This is a genomic window from Actinokineospora inagensis DSM 44258 (assembly GCF_000482865.1).
GTDB lineage: Bacteria > Actinomycetota > Actinomycetes > Mycobacteriales > Pseudonocardiaceae > Actinokineospora > Actinokineospora inagensis.
In genome coordinates this window covers 102874-116873 of the sequence record NZ_KI519517.1, presented here as the reverse complement: position 1 = coordinate 116873, position 14000 = coordinate 102874, and the positions used below count along the sequence as shown (strand labels likewise).

Genomic DNA, 14000 nt, shown 5'->3' with positions numbered 1-14000 from the left:
CCGGGGTCGAACCGTTTCGGCCCTAGCCTTTCCAGAGTCGAGAAGGAGGTGTGACCATGCCCGACCAAGGCGAGTACGTGCTCACCGGGACCTGCCCGGACGCCGGGGGCATCCTCGCCGCCGTCACCGGCCTGCTGACCGGCGCGGGCGCCAACATCGTCGACTGCCAGCAGTTCAGCGCCGCGGACTTCTTCACCCGGGTCCAGTTCCGGCTCGGTGGAGCGGGGGACATCGGCACCGCGGACATCGGCGCAGTTGACATCTCAGTCATCCGGGACAAGTTCGCCGAGACCGCCCGCGCGCTGGGCATGACCTGGTCCATCGACGAGGTCGGTGCCCGGCCGCGGACCGCGCTGCTCGTGTCAAAGCACCTGCACTGCCTCAACGACCTGCTGTTCCGGCACCGAACCGGGGAACTCCCGGTCGACGTCACCGCGATCGTGTCCAACCACCCGGACGCGGGCGAGCTGGCCAGTTGGCACGGCATCCCGTTCCACCACGTCCCCGTCACCGGCGGCGACCTCGATGACCGCGACGACCAGGAGGCGCGGCTGTCGGACCTGCTGCGCGGCCTGGACGTCGACCTGGTGGTGCTCGCCCGCTACATGCGCGTGCTCGGTCCCCGGTTCTGCGCCGAGCACGCGGGCCGGATGATCAACATCCACCACTCGTTCCTGCCCAGCTTCAAGGGCGCCCGCCCGTACGCGCAAGCCCACGCCGCCGGGGTCAAGCTCATCGGCGCCACCGCGCACTACGTCACCCCCGCCCTCGACGAGGGCCAGATCATCGAACAGGACGTGCTGCGCGTCGACCACCGGCACACCCCGGCCCGGCTGCGCGCCGTCGGCCAGGACCTGGAATCCCGGGTACTCGCCCGCGCCGTCACCTGGCACGCCGAACACCGGGTGCTGCGCAACGGGAACCGGACCGTCGTCTTCGCCTAGGGAGGTCACGCATGACCCAGCAACTCGACATCGCGCACAAGCCCGCCGACTCGCGGGACGTCCCCCGCATCGCCGGAATGCTCACCCAGCTCTACCGCGAGGAAGCCCCCGGCATGATCAACGGGGACACCGAGCCCAACGAGCTCCTGGTCCACCGCGCCCTGCGCGAACAAGCCCCCGCCGCGATCGAGGGCATGGTCGTCGTCGAGGACGCGGGCACCCCGGTCGCCATCGGCGCCATCGCCACCCGCCAACACCCCCGCGTCAACCTCTGGTACGACACGATCGCGGCGGACGCCCGAGACCTCCTCGGCCCGCGCGACGGCACCCGTTTCCTGAACGGCATGCGCAGGCTCATGGGGGCGCTCATCACCCCCCTGGCCGCGGGCGAGGCCCAACTGCACAGCATCGTCGTCGACCGCGAGGCCCGCCAGCTCGGCGCGGGTGCGCACGTGGTGGCCGTGCTGGAGGAAAAGGCCCGCCTGGCCGGGAAGGACTCGGCCACCCTGCAGGTCCTCAACGGCAACCCCGCCCAACACTTCTACGCCAAACTCGGCTACGAGGTCACCCACGTGGACGCCCCCACCGACAACGGCCCCTACCCGTCGATCACCATGACCAAGCCGCTGTACAACTGACCTTCCCCCCGACAACGCCCCGGTGCCCTCGCCGGGGCGTTGTCACCTGTCCGGCCAGGCTGAGCGTGCCGTTCTGAGCAGCCCCCGAATCCAGCCTACCGACCGACACCGACGAAAACCCCACGCTCCAGGAGGGGCTGTGGACAAGCCCATCGGTTGTGGGCTGTCGTGGATCCACTCGGAGTGAGGACCCATTGTCCACAACGAATGGGGCTGTTGTCCGCGACGAGTGGGGATCCGTTATCCACACAGCAGTCCGTTGTGCACGCGAGTGTGGCCGTTGTCCACAACGAGCGGAGGGCTGTTGCCCCCAAACGCGTGGGGGTCTGCTGCCCACACGAGCGGGTCCGTTGTCCACGACGAGTGGGGGTCCGTTGTCCGCATGAGTGGGGGTCGGTTATCCACAACGAGTGGGGACCCCTTGCCCACACAAGCGGGTGCGTAGTGCACGCGAGTGAGGGTTCGTTGTCCACAACTGGTGGATCAGCGCACAGGCCAGCCTGGAGCCGCGGGTTTCCGTCGGTGCGGGTCGGTAGGCTGGATTCGGGGGCTGCTCAGAACGGCGGGGTCCAGACACGCGGAACCCGACGACCGGGTCGGTCGTCGGGTTTCCGAGATGTTCCCAGCGGTTCAGCAGCCGAACATCAGGCGGAGCAGGGCCATGCGGACCGGGACGCCGTTGTCGGCTTGTTCCCAGTAGCCCGCGAACCTCGTGTCGTCCAGGTCCGTGTCGACCTCACCCTTGCGGGGCAACGGGTGCATCACGGTGATGTCGTGGCCGCTGTGCCTGCGCAGCAGGTCGCGGTTGAGGGTGACCCGGTCCAGCGAGTCCTCCGGCCGTTCGGCGGCCACCGTCGGCGACGAGTACACGATGTCCACTTCGGACAGCAGGGAGTCCAGGTCGCGGCCGGTGTGGATGGGCGGGACGCCCTCGGGCAGGGCGGCGGCGTCCTTGCCGGAAGCACTCAGGCCGTAGACGGTGCAGTCGAAGTGGCGCAGGCCGAGCAGCAGGGACCGGACGCAGCGCATCCGGAGGTCGTTCAGGATGAGGATGCGCAGGCCGTCCAGCCCGCCGAAGCGGCGGTGCATGGTGTAGAGGTCGACCATCGTCTGGGTCGGGTGCTCACCGACGCCGTCGCCGCCGTTGATGACCATCGCGGCCTCGCTCAGCGACGCCGCGTGCGCGGGCCAGCCGGTCTCCGGGTGGCGGACGACGACGACGTCGCCGTAGAGGGAGACCATCCGGGCGATGTCGTCGTCGCTCTCCTGGGTGGTGCCGCCCGCGCGGGTGACGGTGGCGTCGGCGAAACCCGCCACGGTGCCGCCGAGGCGGATCATCGCGGTCTCGTGCGCCAGCCGGGTCCGGGTGCTCTTGTCGAAGAACGCCGACATGAGCAGCCGACCGGCGAGCGGCCGGTGGTCACGGCCGCTCGCCAGGTCGGAGCGCGTCTCGTCGGCGGTGCGGAACAGCAGGTCCAGGTCCCGCGGGTGGTAGTCACCCATGGACAGCACGTGCCGCCCGGTGAACGCGTCAGCGTGCCGAGTCGCGCGCAGGGTGGCCACTCACCACCACTTCCCCTCGACCATCTTGGCCTCCCAGGTGCGCGAGTCGACCATGGCGTACCCCGGGGAGACCGGGAACTTCTTCGTGTCGCCGAGCTCCTCGATGCCCAGGATGCCGAACATGAACCGCTCCAGCAGCAGGCCCTGCGCCATCGGCGGGGCGCCCGGGGTGATCGGGCAGGTCGCGTTCTCCACCAGCCAGTGCCGCTGCATGGACTCGGCGGGCCACTGCTGCCACTCGGGGATGAGCCGCTTGGTGAGCCGGTCGGCGACCTCGGGGGTGAGGTCGGCGTCCTCGTCGATGCCCAGCACGTCCCACACCGGCATCGAGTCCTTGGTCCACTTCCACAGGAAGGTCCGGTTGCCGTAGACGTGCGCGGTCATCATGAACTGGCAGCGCTCGGAGCGGTGGAAGGCGCGGTGCAGCGCGTAGCGGGCCTTGACCTCGTACGGCTCGATCTCGTCGAGGATGAAGTCGCAGCCGTCGACGAAGGCGTCCGCGCTCTCCTCGGTGATGCCCTGGGTGAACACGTCGAGCGCCACGTCCGGGGTCATCGCGTGCACGGTGTTGGCGACGATCTCGGCCTTGTTCTTGCCGATCGTGTCGACCCCGGCGCCCAACTGCCGGTTGATGTTGGAGTACTCGAAGGTGTCCAGGTCGGCGATGCGCAGGTGCAGCACGCCGAGCCGGGCCAGCCGGTCTACCATGCTGCCGCCGATGCCGCCGGTGCCCGCGACGCCGACGACGGTGTCGCGCAGCACGGTCTGCCGCTGCCGGGCTTCCTCGTCGGTGTCACCCAGCCAACCGAGGGTCCTGGCTACCCTGGCCCAGTAGATGTCGTCGTCGTACTCGCTGGGGAAGCTGTACGGGTGGTTGGACACGCGTTCTCCTCCTGAGTTCGGTGACTGCCTACGACTTGAGAGTGCCCGGGAAAAGCGGGGTCGCACAGGTCCAAAACCGACAGGGGTTCGGTACCAAGTCGCTCAGCGGCGGGCCAGGATGGGGACCATCAGCCGCATGGCCTGGACAATTGCCTCCTCGCGCACCCCGGCGGTACCGAAGACCAATCCGGACCGGTTCGGTTCGGATTGGTAGTAACGTCGCAACGCGGTCACCTGAACGCCGACCCGGTGCGCCCTGCGCACCATCGCGCAATCGTCCACAAGCGACGGGAACAACGCGGTGAGATATCCGCCCTCACCCGGTCGCCCGAGCAGTTCGAGGTCTATTTCGGACGAATTCCGGACGAGCGTGGACAGCGACTCGGCCAGTCTGGCGTGCCGCCGCTGCGCGGTTTGCCTGGCGCGGGCGAGGAACCGGGCGAACCGGTGGTGGTCGAGGAAGTCGGCGAGGACCTCCTGGGTGAGCGCGGGCACCTCGCCGCCGGTCGCGCCGAGCAGGTCGCCAACCGGCTCGACCAGGTCGGGTGGCAGCACGCAGTAGCCCGCGTGCACCTGCGGGAACAACACGGTGTTGAACGTTCCTATGTGGACAACCCGGCGGTCGGGGTCGGTGGTGACCAGCGGTGGCGGCGCGTCCGGCAGCAGGAACGCGGCATCCGGCTCGTACTCGACCACCCACATCCGGTGCGCGGCGGCGTGGTCGAGCAGCAAGGTGCGGCGCTTGTCGCTCAACGGAACCGACAGCGGCAACTGGCGGGAAGCCGACAGCACAGCCATTCCGGCGGGCGGCGCGGTCGTGCAGGCGGCGGGTACGTCGAACCCGTCGGCGTCCACCGGGACCGGGTGCGCCACGCGGCCCGCGCTGGTCAGAACCCGCCGCAGGCCAACGGGTCCGGGCTCCTCGCACCACACGCCCGCGCCGGGTGCCAGCAGCGCGCGGACGAGCACGTCGAGCCCCGCCTCCAGACCACGGGTCAGCACGACCTGGTCGGGGGTGCAGCGGATCCCGCGCACCACACCGAGGTAGGCCGCCACCGCCTCGCGCACCGGCCACCGCCCCACCGCGTCCGCGCCGAGCAGCACCCGCTCCCCCGCCACCCGCAGCCTGCGGTGGGTCAGCGACGCCCACAACGCGGTCGGGAACAGGTCGACCGGCGGCACCCCGACCGGGAAAGCGGTGTTGGGCAAGCCGACGCCCCGCGACACGGGCTTGTCGCGGGGCGTCCTGGCGCGGCGCGGGCGGTCGACCTCGACGGCCCTGGCCTTGGTCGCGGCGGCGGTGACCACCGTCCCACCGCCCGCCATGCCGCGCACATAGCCGTCCTCGGCCAACCGCTGGTAGGCCAGTACGACGGTGTTCCGGGAAACTCCGAGTGAACCGGCCAGAAATCGCGAAGAGGGCAACCTGGTGCCCTCGGGTAACCACCGGCCCGCGACGATCAGCCCACGTATTCCGGTGTAGAGCTGCCGGTAGAGCGGGGCAGGCCCACCCTTGGTGACCGAAATTTCCCGCAACCACACCTGATTGTCGGATTGCGTGTCCGATTGCGCCGAATTGAGCGTGTCCGGCATGGCGCCAGCCACTCCTCTCCGCGATGTTGTGTCACTTCCCGGCGACCCGGGTACGTCCGGTACATACCCACTAGTAGCGAGTCACCACCGGTGCCGACGGGGGAAATGATGGACGTGGAGCTGCGGCAATTACGAGCATTCGTGGTTGTCGCCGAGGAACTCAGCTTCACCAACGCGGCCCGGCGGATCGGCATGAGCCAACCCGGTATCACCAGGACCGTGCGCAACCTGGAGCGCAGCATGGGCACCCGGCTGCTGCACCGCACCACCCGCCAGGTCTCCCTCACCGCCGACGGCGAACGCCTGCTGCACGGGCTGAACCGGATCCTGACCGACCTCGACGACGTGCTCGACAGCCACACCGACGCCAGCCCCCTGCGCCTCGGGTTCACCTGGTCGCTGCCGGACGTGTGGACCCAACAGGCGATCCGCGGTTTCGAGCAAGAACACGACACCCGAGTCGCCCTGGTCCGCCGAGACGAGACCTACGCGGGCGTCCACCGCGGCGACGTCGACGTAGCCCTCCTACTCGGCGACGACCTCCCCACCGGCCTGCGGTGCGTCCCCCTGTTCCGCGAACGCCAAGTCCTCGCCGTCCGCCGCGGCGACGGCCAGAACGTCCGAGCCAAAGTCCGCTGGCGCGAACTCGCCGGCCTGCCACTGGTGCTCAACGAGGTCAGCGGCACAACCCGACTGGACCAGTGGCCACGCGGACACCGCCCCCGGGTATCCGTGCGCTGCACCAACTACGACGAGTGGCTAGAGGCCGTAGCCGCCGAACGCGGCGTCGGCGTGGTCCCCCTCTCCGCCGCCTACCGAGTGGCCCACCCAGCCGTGCGGTTCATCCCCCTGATCGGCGCACCACTGGTCCCCGTCCAACTGGTCCACCTGCGCCAAGGCGCCCACCCCTTCGCCCGCCACTTCGCCGACCTCGCCATGGACGTCGACATCCCGCCTTACGCCACCCCCTACGAATAACCACACCCACCCCCTTGCCCACGAGACGCCCACCTTCCGCGGCACTCACCAGACTCAGGCTTGTTTCGACCACCCCGATCCGAAACCAAGCCACAAACGCGCCGCGGACTCAATGGGACAAGCACGCCACCCAGCACGCCGCGCCCACCAAGGCAACCCTGCGAAATCCCCCACCCCACCAGCACAAACCGACTCCACCCCAGCCCACACCCGCCAGCACCAACCCGCCCCCGGGCGGCCCCCACCCTTCCCGGGGGGCGTCCCCGAGGCCAGTCTACCGGCCGGGCAAGATCGACAGGGGGTCGCGCCGTGGGCTGTGGACAGCCCATCGAGATGTGGACAACGCCAAGACGCACACAACCCACGGGACGCGGACGACCCACCAAGATGCCGGCAGCGGCGCAACCCACGAGAAGCAGACAGCTCCCCAGAAAGACCAGCCCACCGAAACGAACTCCCCACAGAACCAGGCCGGACGCCCAAAAAGGACGTCCGGCCTGAGTCACGGCGGCTACCGCGCCCCAACCCCCGCTGGCGGTAAGCCGGACATCATGTCCTCGATCGCCGCGTGTTGCGTCGAGCGGCGCAGTTCCTCCAGCACCTGGTTGTAGTTGATCTCGAACACCGCCTGCACGTCCCACTCCACGAGCCGGGCGTACGGGTCCAGGACGGCCGCCAATTCCTTGGGGCTGTCCACCTCCACCAGCACGAACCCGGCGGTGCCAGAAGGGAAACCGAACCAGGCGCGCACCTCCGACGGTCGGTTGCTGCCCGCGTCGTGCCTGCTCAGGAACCGCTTGGCCAGTTCGCCGACGCGGACGCCGGGGAGAGCTTTGTACCCGCAGTACCACCACATACAGCCATACTCCTTTCACATGGGACGAGTCATACCGGCGGGTCGTGTGCCAACGTCTCGGCCAGGCGCTGGTAGCTGAGGTGTTCGGCCCGCGACAGCGCTTCCTGCTCGCCCGTCTCGATCAGTTCGCTCGCGGCGTCCAGTACCGCCGCCATCCCCAGCCGGTACAGGCCGGAGCCGGTGGTCAGCCGCCGCACGCCCAGGGCCCGCAGCTCCAGTACCGAGGGCACGTTCGCCCCGGCGAGCAGGTTCAGCGGCACGTCGCCGATCGACGACAGCAAGGTGGCGACGGCGGCCCGGCGGCCGTCGCGGTCCAGGCCGCGTTCGGGGAAACCGGGGACGAACACGCAGTCAGCACCCGCGTCGCGGTAGGCGCGCAGCCTGGTCGTCGCCTCGGCGAGCCGTTTCTCCTGGTCCCCCACCGCGCGCCAGTACACGTCGGTGCGGGCGTTCACGACGACCGGGACTCCAGCCTGCGCGCCCGCCGACTTGGCGGCGGCGATCCGCTCGGCGTGGTCGTCTTGGGCGAGCAGCCGCGTCGGGTCCCGGGTGGACCCGTCTTCCAGGTTGACCCCGACCGCGCCGAGGTCGATCAGCGCGCTCACCGAGTCGGCCACCTCGGCCGGGTCGTGGCCGTAGCCCGTCTCCAGGTCGACCGACACCGGCACGGTGACCGAGCGAACGATCCCCTCGACGGTGTCCACGACCTGGTCCAGGCTCAGCCGCTCGCCGTCGGGCAGTCCGCGCGCGGCGGCGACCCCGGCGCTCGACGTGGCGACCGCGCGCACCCCGGGCAGACTGGCCAACAGGGCCGCGCTGCCCGGGTCCCAGGCGTTGGGCAGGACCAGCACGTCCGGCCCGTCGTGCATGGCGCGGAACCGGTTCGCCAGCACCGCCGCGCCAGTCGATCCTCCAATGGTGTCCACTGTGCTCTCTCCCTGGTCTCCTTCCCCGCTCAGTAGCCGGACAGCAGCCACTGCAGCCGGGACAGTTCCTCCCCCGTGCCGGTCGTGCGCAGCCGGTGGAACGGGGTGGGTTTGCGGCCCCACAGGAACAGCAGCCGGGCGGCCGGGTCGACGGCCTCGACCAGGGCCTGCCCGTGCGGCTCGCCCTCGACCAGCGACGGCACCCCGCGGTGCACGCCGATGACGGCGTCCGGCTGTCCCGGCGCGCGGACCCGCGCCTTGAGGCTCGCCCCCTGGCCGACGCCGGTCGCCATGCCGCGCGCGGTCATCGGGATCGGGCCGACGAACTCGACCAGGTGCCGGAACAGTTCTTCCTGGCTGAGCAGCCGCAGGCTCACTTCGTCGTCGCCGACGATGTCCCAGCGGTGCACGGCGCATTCGCTGCGGCTGTGCTTGAGGAACCCGACGGCGTGCACGCGGCGGTTGGTCCACCGCACGATCGGGTCGTGGTCGAGGGCGAGCAGTTCGGACATCGCGGCCCGCAACCGCGCCTCACCATCCACAATGGACTCGATGAGCTGTGGCGACGTCTTCGTCCGGAACTCCGGCTCGCGCTCGTCGAAGGTGCGGGTCCTGGCCAGCGGTGCCCCGGCCAGGTACGCCTCGACGTGCCGGGTGATCTCCAGGTAGTTGCCCGCGACGTGCGCGGACAGCAGGTGCGCTGTCCGCGACGGGCAGGCGGTGAACCCGTTGGGGTCGATGGTGTCCAAGGTCTTGACGAACTCGGCGATCTCGACCGGCTGCTCGGCGGTGAGCTCGGCGATCACCTCTGGGGTGGCCGGGGTCTTGCCGCGGCCCGCCGGTGGGCCGGTCTTCGCGGTCGTCGGGCGATCCACGGTCTGGGTCATACGGGCGTCAACTCCCCGATCTCCGGTCGGTCGGTGTGTCAGGTCTTCCAGGTGATGTCGAACTTCTCGGCGAGCACGGCGGTGCCCGCGTCGGTCACCTTCACGCTGCGGCTGCGGTCGCGGTGGGCCAGCCACCCCTGGTCGAGGAAGCGGTCGAGCAGCGACCGGCCGAGGCGGCCCGCCAGGTGGTGGCGCTGCTCGCTCCAGTCGACGCAGTAGCGGACCAGCCTGCGGGTGCCGTCCGGCACCCGGACGCCGATGTCGCCGAGGAACGCCCACCCGGCCTCGGTGACGGTGTACTCGGCGTCGCGCCCGTACCCGGCGATCGGGTCGTGCGCGTCGACCGTGCCGTCGCCGCCGGTGAGCAGGTCGCGCCGCAGCAGGCTGGTCATGACCGCCACGCCGAGGCGGCCCGCGAGGTGGTCGTAGCAGGTGCGGGCGGCCCGCAGGTGCGCGGCGCGGTTGCCGTCGCGCAAGGAGCGGACCGGTTGGGCCGGGGCGATCTGGGTGAGCTTCTCCAACAGCTCGCCGACGTGCCTGCCCGCGAGCCGGTAGTAGCGGTGCCGCCCGTGTGTCTCGACCAGCAGCAGACCGGCGTCGGTGAGCTTGCCGAGGTGGCTGCTGGCGGTGGACCGGGACACCCCGGCCTCGTCGGCGAGGACGCTGGCGGGCAGCGCCCGGCCGTCGCCGAGCGCCATCAGCACCCGGCAGCGGGCCCGGTCGGCGAGCAGTCCGCCGATGGCGGAGATCTCCGCGTCACCGAGCACGGTGGCCTCGTCCTTGGTCGCCTCGACCACAACCATGTCGCTCACTCCCTTCCGATCAGACCGTTCCGATCAGACCTTGCGGAGGAAGGACCGGCTCTCGCGCAGGATGCACCTCGTGTCGCGGGCGTGCGCGATGTTGTCCTTGGCGTCCGGGTCGGCGGCGAGCGCGGCCCGGTAGACCTCGTAGTCGGCCAGCGAGTCGAAGTCGATCATCGCGACGGCGTAGTCGTTCGCGCCTTCCTTGGGCAGGTAGTAGCCCTGCAACCGGCCGCCGCAGCGCTCGATGATCGGCGGCCAGGTGGTGGCGTAGCGCTCGAAGTCGTCGATCCGGTGCGGGTCGAGGGTGTACTGGATGCAGCAGGTGATCATTTCTCGCGGTCTCCCGTGGAAACTCGGTTGTCCGTTGTTTCGTCCACAGTGGACGTCCTGTGTGTACTGTCCGTCCTTGGCTCCGGCACGCCGGAGTCGGACTTCTTGCCCTGCTTGCCGGGGTTCACCACCATGGTGAAGGCGATGATCGCGCCGGTGAACTCGACCGCCGCGCCGACCCACATGGCCGCGCTGATGCCTGCGGTGAAGTCCGGCCCCTTGAGCGCGTCACCGGACACGATGGCCAGCACGGTGCCCTGCACCGCGACCCCGATGGCAGCGCCGAACATCCGGGCCAGGTTGGCGATGCCCGAGGCGAGGCCTGCGCGCTCCGGTCGCACGGCCGAGACGGCCACGCCGACCACCGGGCCGGTGTTGAGCGCCAAGCCCATGCCGACGATGACGAACGAGGCCTCGATCAGCCAGATGTTCGCGTCCGAGCCGACCCCCGCGAACAACGCGAGCCCCAGGCCCATCAGGAACATGCCCGCCGCCATCGGCAGCCGCGGCCCGAACCGGGTCACCAGCTTGCCGACCACCGGCGAGAGCGCCATGAACACCAGCGGCAGCGGCAGCAACTGCAAGCCCGCGACGAGCGCCGACGTGCCGCGCTCCTGCTGGAAGGCCAGGCTGACCAGGGTCAGCATGCCGTACATGCCGAACGTCATGCACATCGCGACCACCGTCGCCACCGGCAACTGGCCGCGGCGCATCAGCCCGAGCGGCAGCATCGGCTCGCGCTGCCGGTTCTCCACGACGAAGAACCCCGCCGCGCAGCCGACCAGCACCACCAGGCAGCCGATGATCAGCGGCGATCCCCAGCCGGTGCGGTCGCCGTCGACCACCACGAACGTCAGCAGCGCCAGCACCGCGACCCCCAGCACCTGGCCGAGGACGTCGACGTGCCGGGCGCGCTCGTTGCGCGACTCGGGCACGTACCGGAAGGTCAGCGCCAGCGACGCCAGCCCGAGCGGGACGTTGACCCAGAAGATGTAGCTCCAGTCCAGCTTGCTCACCAGCAGCCCACCGAGGGTGGGTCCGGCGGCCAAGCCGAGTCCGGCGACCACCGACCACGCGGCCATCGCCCGGTTGCGTTCCTTGGGCTCGGGGAACGCCACGGCCAGGATCGCCAGGCTCTGCGGCAGCATCATCGCCGAGCCCGCGCCCTGCAGCACCCGGCCGACCAGCATGGCGGGCAGCGAACCCGCCACCGCGCACACGATCGAGCCGACCACGAACACCGCGATGCCGACCCGGAAGAACCGGCGGCGGCCGAACCGGTCGCCCAGCGTCCCGCCGGTCAGCAGCAGCGCCGCGAACGTCACGTTGTAGGCGATGACCACCCACTGCATGCTCGCGATGCCGCCGTCGAAATCTCGCCCCATGGCGGGCAGCGCCAGGTTGATGGCGGTCGTGTCGACCTGCCCGAGGAAGAGACCCAGGCAGGTGGCCAGGAGGGTGAACCCGGCCGATGTCCTGCTGTCCTTCTGCTGATCAACCGACATGTCCAAGACCATATCTCCGCGACGATTCGACACCGGGCGAATCATTTTCGCCCGCTTGGATTGCTCGGGAACGCACCTTTGTCAGGTACCCGCCGCGGCGAATGCCCAATCGGGGCTCACCCGGCCGCCAGTGCCGCGGACACCTGCCGCCGCCCGCTGATGCCGAGTTTGCGGTAAACCCTGGTCAAGTGGTGTTCGATCGCCCGGGTGGAGACACCGAGACCGTCCCCTATCGTCCGGTTCGACGCCCCGTCGGCCACCATGGTGGCAATGCGGTGTTCGTGCGCGCTGAGCTTGTGGTCAAGCACCGTGCACCTCCTCGTGCTCGCGTCCCGCTGGTCCCTTCCAGGTTCGCGGACCCAGCCGCCCACCACAAATGATGACTGACCGTGATCCATCAGCCAGGCGCATCACCCCTGGTGGGTGGACTCCCCAGCGCGATCCCGGCGGGCCCGAGTCGCGTCCGGCGGTCGGCACTGGTACCCGGTTGAGCGTGCCCACCATCCTGATAGCCAGCCAGGCCACGGTCGCCGAGCGCGTCCCCGTCCTCGGCGGAGACGCCCTGGTCGTGCCGCCGGTCACCATGACCGCCAGCGGGAGCGAGCCCGCGCGGACCGGCGCCCTGCCGAGCGCCCTGCTCGGTCACCGGGGGCCGCGCGTCGCCGTGCACCGACACGGCCACACCGCGGTCGCGCCGACGTTCGGCGCGGCCCTTGCCCAGGTCCACCTCGACCACGGCGACCCGCCGCCGTTACGCGGGGTCACGCACGTGGCGATCACCGGCCCGCCGCTGCGCCGGGCGCTGCCCGGCCTCGACCGGCTCGCCCGCCTCGGCTACACGCTGACCGCCCCGCCGGACGTCGCCGAACTGCTCCGCCGCAATGACATCCCGGTCGGTTCCGGACAACCGGACCAGGTCATCGACCTGTCCACCGCGGCCACCGTTTTCGCTCTCGTTTCCGTGGTCGAAGCGCTCCCCGCCGAGACCAGGAGACGACGCGATTTCCCCCCATTCGACGAATCCGACGATGTGCACCCACACTCGCCGACGAGCGGCCGAAACCGGCTATTGACCTGGTGATCCACCCGTGTTTTCCAAAACAGTCGCGGGTCGGACAGTCCCGACGACGATGGTGGCGTCCAGGTCGGCGTGGTGCTCGACCCGGGCGGTGAACCCGGCCGCCGTGAAGATCGCCAACGACTCGGGTGCCTGCCGGACACTGGTCTCGACCAGGAGGTGGCCGCCGGGGCGGAGCCAGTCGACCGCCCCGACGGCCAGTCGGCGCTGGAACGCCAGCCCGTCCGGGCCGCCGTCGAGCGCGGTCAGCGGTTCGTGGTCCCGCGCCTCCGGCGGCATGGTCGCGATCTCGGCACTGGGCACATAAGGCACATTGGCCACGACGACGTCCACCTTGCCGCGCAACGATTCCGGCAATGCGTCGTAGAGATCCCCTTGGTACACCGGACATTCCGCCAGGTTCCGCCGCGCACAAGCCACGGCATCGGCGTCGAAATCCGCCGCGATCACCGCCACCCCCGGCGCGGCCGCCCGCACCGCCGCCCCAATGGCACCACACCCACAACACAGGTCGACCAGGACATCCTCGGCCAACTCGGCGGCCCGAGCCGCCAAGAACTCCGTGCGGCGCCGGGGAACGAACACCCCGGGGCTGACGAACACGCGCAACCCGGCGAACTCCGCCCACCCCAACAGGTGCTCCAGCGGCTCCCCGGCAACCCGCGCCGCGACCAGCCCCGCCAAGTCCCCCTCAGCCGCCAGCAACAACCGCGCCTCATCCTCGGCGAACACACACCCGGCCGCCCGCAACCGGGCCACGACATCAGCGAACAACACCCGAAAACCCTAACGCCCAACCCGGTCGGCCCGACCTTCCAGTACCCGCCGCTCAACCCCGACCCAACCCCAAGCCGCGAACGCGCCGCGCGGACTCACTGGGACAAGCACCCCACCCACCATGCCACGCCACCCAGACAACCCCGCGAAACCCACCCCACCAACACCAACCCACCCCCGGGCGGCCCCCACCCTTCCCGGGGGGCGTCCCCGAGGCCAGTCTACCGGCCGGGCAAG

15 protein-coding genes are annotated in these 14000 nt (G+C 70.2%); 4 read left to right on the top strand and 11 right to left on the bottom strand.

The window, feature by feature from the left end; genetic code table 11:
* Window positions 1–56: 56 nt before the first annotated feature.
* On the top strand, window positions 57–944 hold the full coding sequence (gene purU, locus H504_RS0128560; protein WP_026425588.1) for a formyltetrahydrofolate deformylase: 888 nt from the start codon (window positions 57–59) through the stop codon (window positions 942–944).
* A gap of 11 nt (window positions 945–955) precedes the next feature.
* Window positions 956–1582, top strand: a complete 627-nt coding sequence (locus H504_RS0128555) for a GNAT family N-acetyltransferase (RefSeq protein ID WP_026425587.1) — start codon at window positions 956–958, stop codon at window positions 1580–1582.
* 630 nt (window positions 1583–2212) lie between these two features.
* Here H504_RS0128555 and H504_RS0128550 read toward each other — a convergent pair.
* The 3 genes from H504_RS0128550 to H504_RS37460 form a co-directional block, all read right to left on the bottom strand.
* Window positions 2213–3145 carry an aspartate/ornithine carbamoyltransferase family protein gene (locus H504_RS0128550; RefSeq protein WP_026425586.1) on the bottom strand — a complete coding sequence of 311 codons (933 nt, stop codon included), beginning with the start codon at window positions 3143–3145 and terminating at the stop codon, window positions 2213–2215.
* The gene (locus H504_RS0128545) at window positions 3146–4027 is read right to left on the bottom strand and encodes a ThiF family adenylyltransferase (protein ID WP_026425585.1); all 882 of its coding nucleotides are present in this window, start codon (window positions 4025–4027) and stop codon (window positions 3146–3148) included.
* A 102-nt stretch (window positions 4028–4129) separates the two neighbouring features.
* The gene (locus H504_RS37460; protein WP_051386348.1) at window positions 4130–5620 is read right to left on the bottom strand and encodes an aminotransferase-like domain-containing protein; all 1491 of its coding nucleotides are present in this window, start codon (window positions 5618–5620) and stop codon (window positions 4130–4132) included.
* A 108-nt stretch (window positions 5621–5728) separates the two neighbouring features.
* Here H504_RS37460 and H504_RS0128535 point away from each other — a divergent pair, with 108 nt between their 5' ends.
* Complete coding sequence (locus tag H504_RS0128535; protein WP_026425584.1) at window positions 5729–6598, top strand: LysR family transcriptional regulator; 870 nt, start codon at window positions 5729–5731, stop codon at window positions 6596–6598.
* Between the two features lie 511 nt (window positions 6599–7109).
* Here H504_RS0128535 and H504_RS0128530 read toward each other — a convergent pair.
* From H504_RS0128530 to H504_RS0128500, 7 genes are all read right to left on the bottom strand, one after another.
* Window positions 7110–7454 carry a DUF3303 family protein gene (locus H504_RS0128530; protein ID WP_026425583.1) on the bottom strand — a complete coding sequence of 115 codons (345 nt, stop codon included), beginning with the start codon at window positions 7452–7454 and terminating at the stop codon, window positions 7110–7112.
* Window positions 7455–7483: 29 nt separating this feature from the next.
* Window positions 7484–8380 carry an isocitrate lyase/PEP mutase family protein gene (locus H504_RS37455; RefSeq protein WP_157440687.1) on the bottom strand — a complete coding sequence of 299 codons (897 nt, stop codon included), beginning with the start codon at window positions 8378–8380 and terminating at the stop codon, window positions 7484–7486.
* Window positions 8381–8409: 29 nt separating this feature from the next.
* The gene (locus H504_RS0128520; protein WP_026425582.1) at window positions 8410–9267 is read right to left on the bottom strand and encodes a maleylpyruvate isomerase N-terminal domain-containing protein; all 858 of its coding nucleotides are present in this window, start codon (window positions 9265–9267) and stop codon (window positions 8410–8412) included.
* 38 nt (window positions 9268–9305) lie between these two features.
* A complete protein-coding gene (locus H504_RS0128515) occupies window positions 9306–10070 on the bottom strand; it encodes an ArsR/SmtB family transcription factor (protein ID WP_051386346.1) in 765 nt (254 codons plus the stop codon).
* A gap of 33 nt (window positions 10071–10103) precedes the next feature.
* Complete coding sequence (locus tag H504_RS0128510; protein ID WP_026425580.1) at window positions 10104–10403, bottom strand: NIPSNAP family protein; 300 nt, start codon at window positions 10401–10403, stop codon at window positions 10104–10106.
* A complete protein-coding gene (locus H504_RS37450; RefSeq protein WP_211239416.1) occupies window positions 10400–11908 on the bottom strand; it encodes an MFS transporter in 1509 nt (502 codons plus the stop codon). Before H504_RS37450 ends, H504_RS0128510 begins: the two co-directional genes overlap by 4 nt.
* 116 nt (window positions 11909–12024) lie before the next feature.
* Window positions 12025–12216 carry a helix-turn-helix domain-containing protein gene (locus H504_RS0128500; RefSeq protein ID WP_026425579.1) on the bottom strand — a complete coding sequence of 64 codons (192 nt, stop codon included), beginning with the start codon at window positions 12214–12216 and terminating at the stop codon, window positions 12025–12027.
* Between the two features lie 185 nt (window positions 12217–12401).
* Here H504_RS0128500 and H504_RS0128495 point away from each other — a divergent pair, with 185 nt between their 5' ends.
* Entirely contained in the window at window positions 12402–12989 is a 588-nt protein-coding gene (locus H504_RS0128495) for a hypothetical protein (RefSeq protein ID WP_026425578.1), read from the top strand.
* On the opposite strand, the gene H504_RS37445 is transcribed toward H504_RS0128495, so the two are convergent.
* Window positions 12975–13763: a putative protein N(5)-glutamine methyltransferase gene (locus tag H504_RS37445; RefSeq protein WP_211239415.1), complete on the bottom strand. Its 789-nt coding sequence runs from the start codon at window positions 13761–13763 to the stop codon at window positions 12975–12977. The two genes, H504_RS0128495 and H504_RS37445, sit on opposite strands and share 15 nt — an antisense overlap.
* Between the last annotated feature and the right edge of the window lie 237 nt (window positions 13764–14000).

Bases quoted from the DNA above. Each gene is read 5' to 3' on its own strand.
- purU (WP_026425588.1), top strand. From the start codon at position 57: ATGCCCGACCAAGGCGAGTACGTGCTCACCGGGACCTGCCCGGACGCC.
- H504_RS0128555 (WP_026425587.1), top strand. From the start codon at position 956: ATGACCCAGCAACTCGACATCGCGCACAAGCCCGCCGACTCGCGGGAC.
- H504_RS37460 (WP_051386348.1), bottom strand. From the start codon at position 5,620: ATGCCGGACACGCTCAATTCGGCGCAATCGGACACGCAATCCGACAAT.
- H504_RS0128535 (WP_026425584.1), top strand. From the start codon at position 5,729: ATGGACGTGGAGCTGCGGCAATTACGAGCATTCGTGGTTGTCGCCGAG.
- H504_RS0128530 (WP_026425583.1), bottom strand. From the start codon at position 7,454: ATGTGGTGGTACTGCGGGTACAAAGCTCTCCCCGGCGTCCGCGTCGGC.
- H504_RS0128520 (WP_026425582.1), bottom strand. From the start codon at position 9,267: ATGACCCAGACCGTGGATCGCCCGACGACCGCGAAGACCGGCCCACCG.
- H504_RS0128515 (WP_051386346.1), bottom strand. From the start codon at position 10,070: ATGGTTGTGGTCGAGGCGACCAAGGACGAGGCCACCGTGCTCGGTGAC.
- H504_RS0128510 (WP_026425580.1), bottom strand. From the start codon at position 10,403: ATGATCACCTGCTGCATCCAGTACACCCTCGACCCGCACCGGATCGAC.
- H504_RS37450 (WP_211239416.1), bottom strand. From the start codon at position 11,908: ATGTCGGTTGATCAGCAGAAGGACAGCAGGACATCGGCCGGGTTCACC.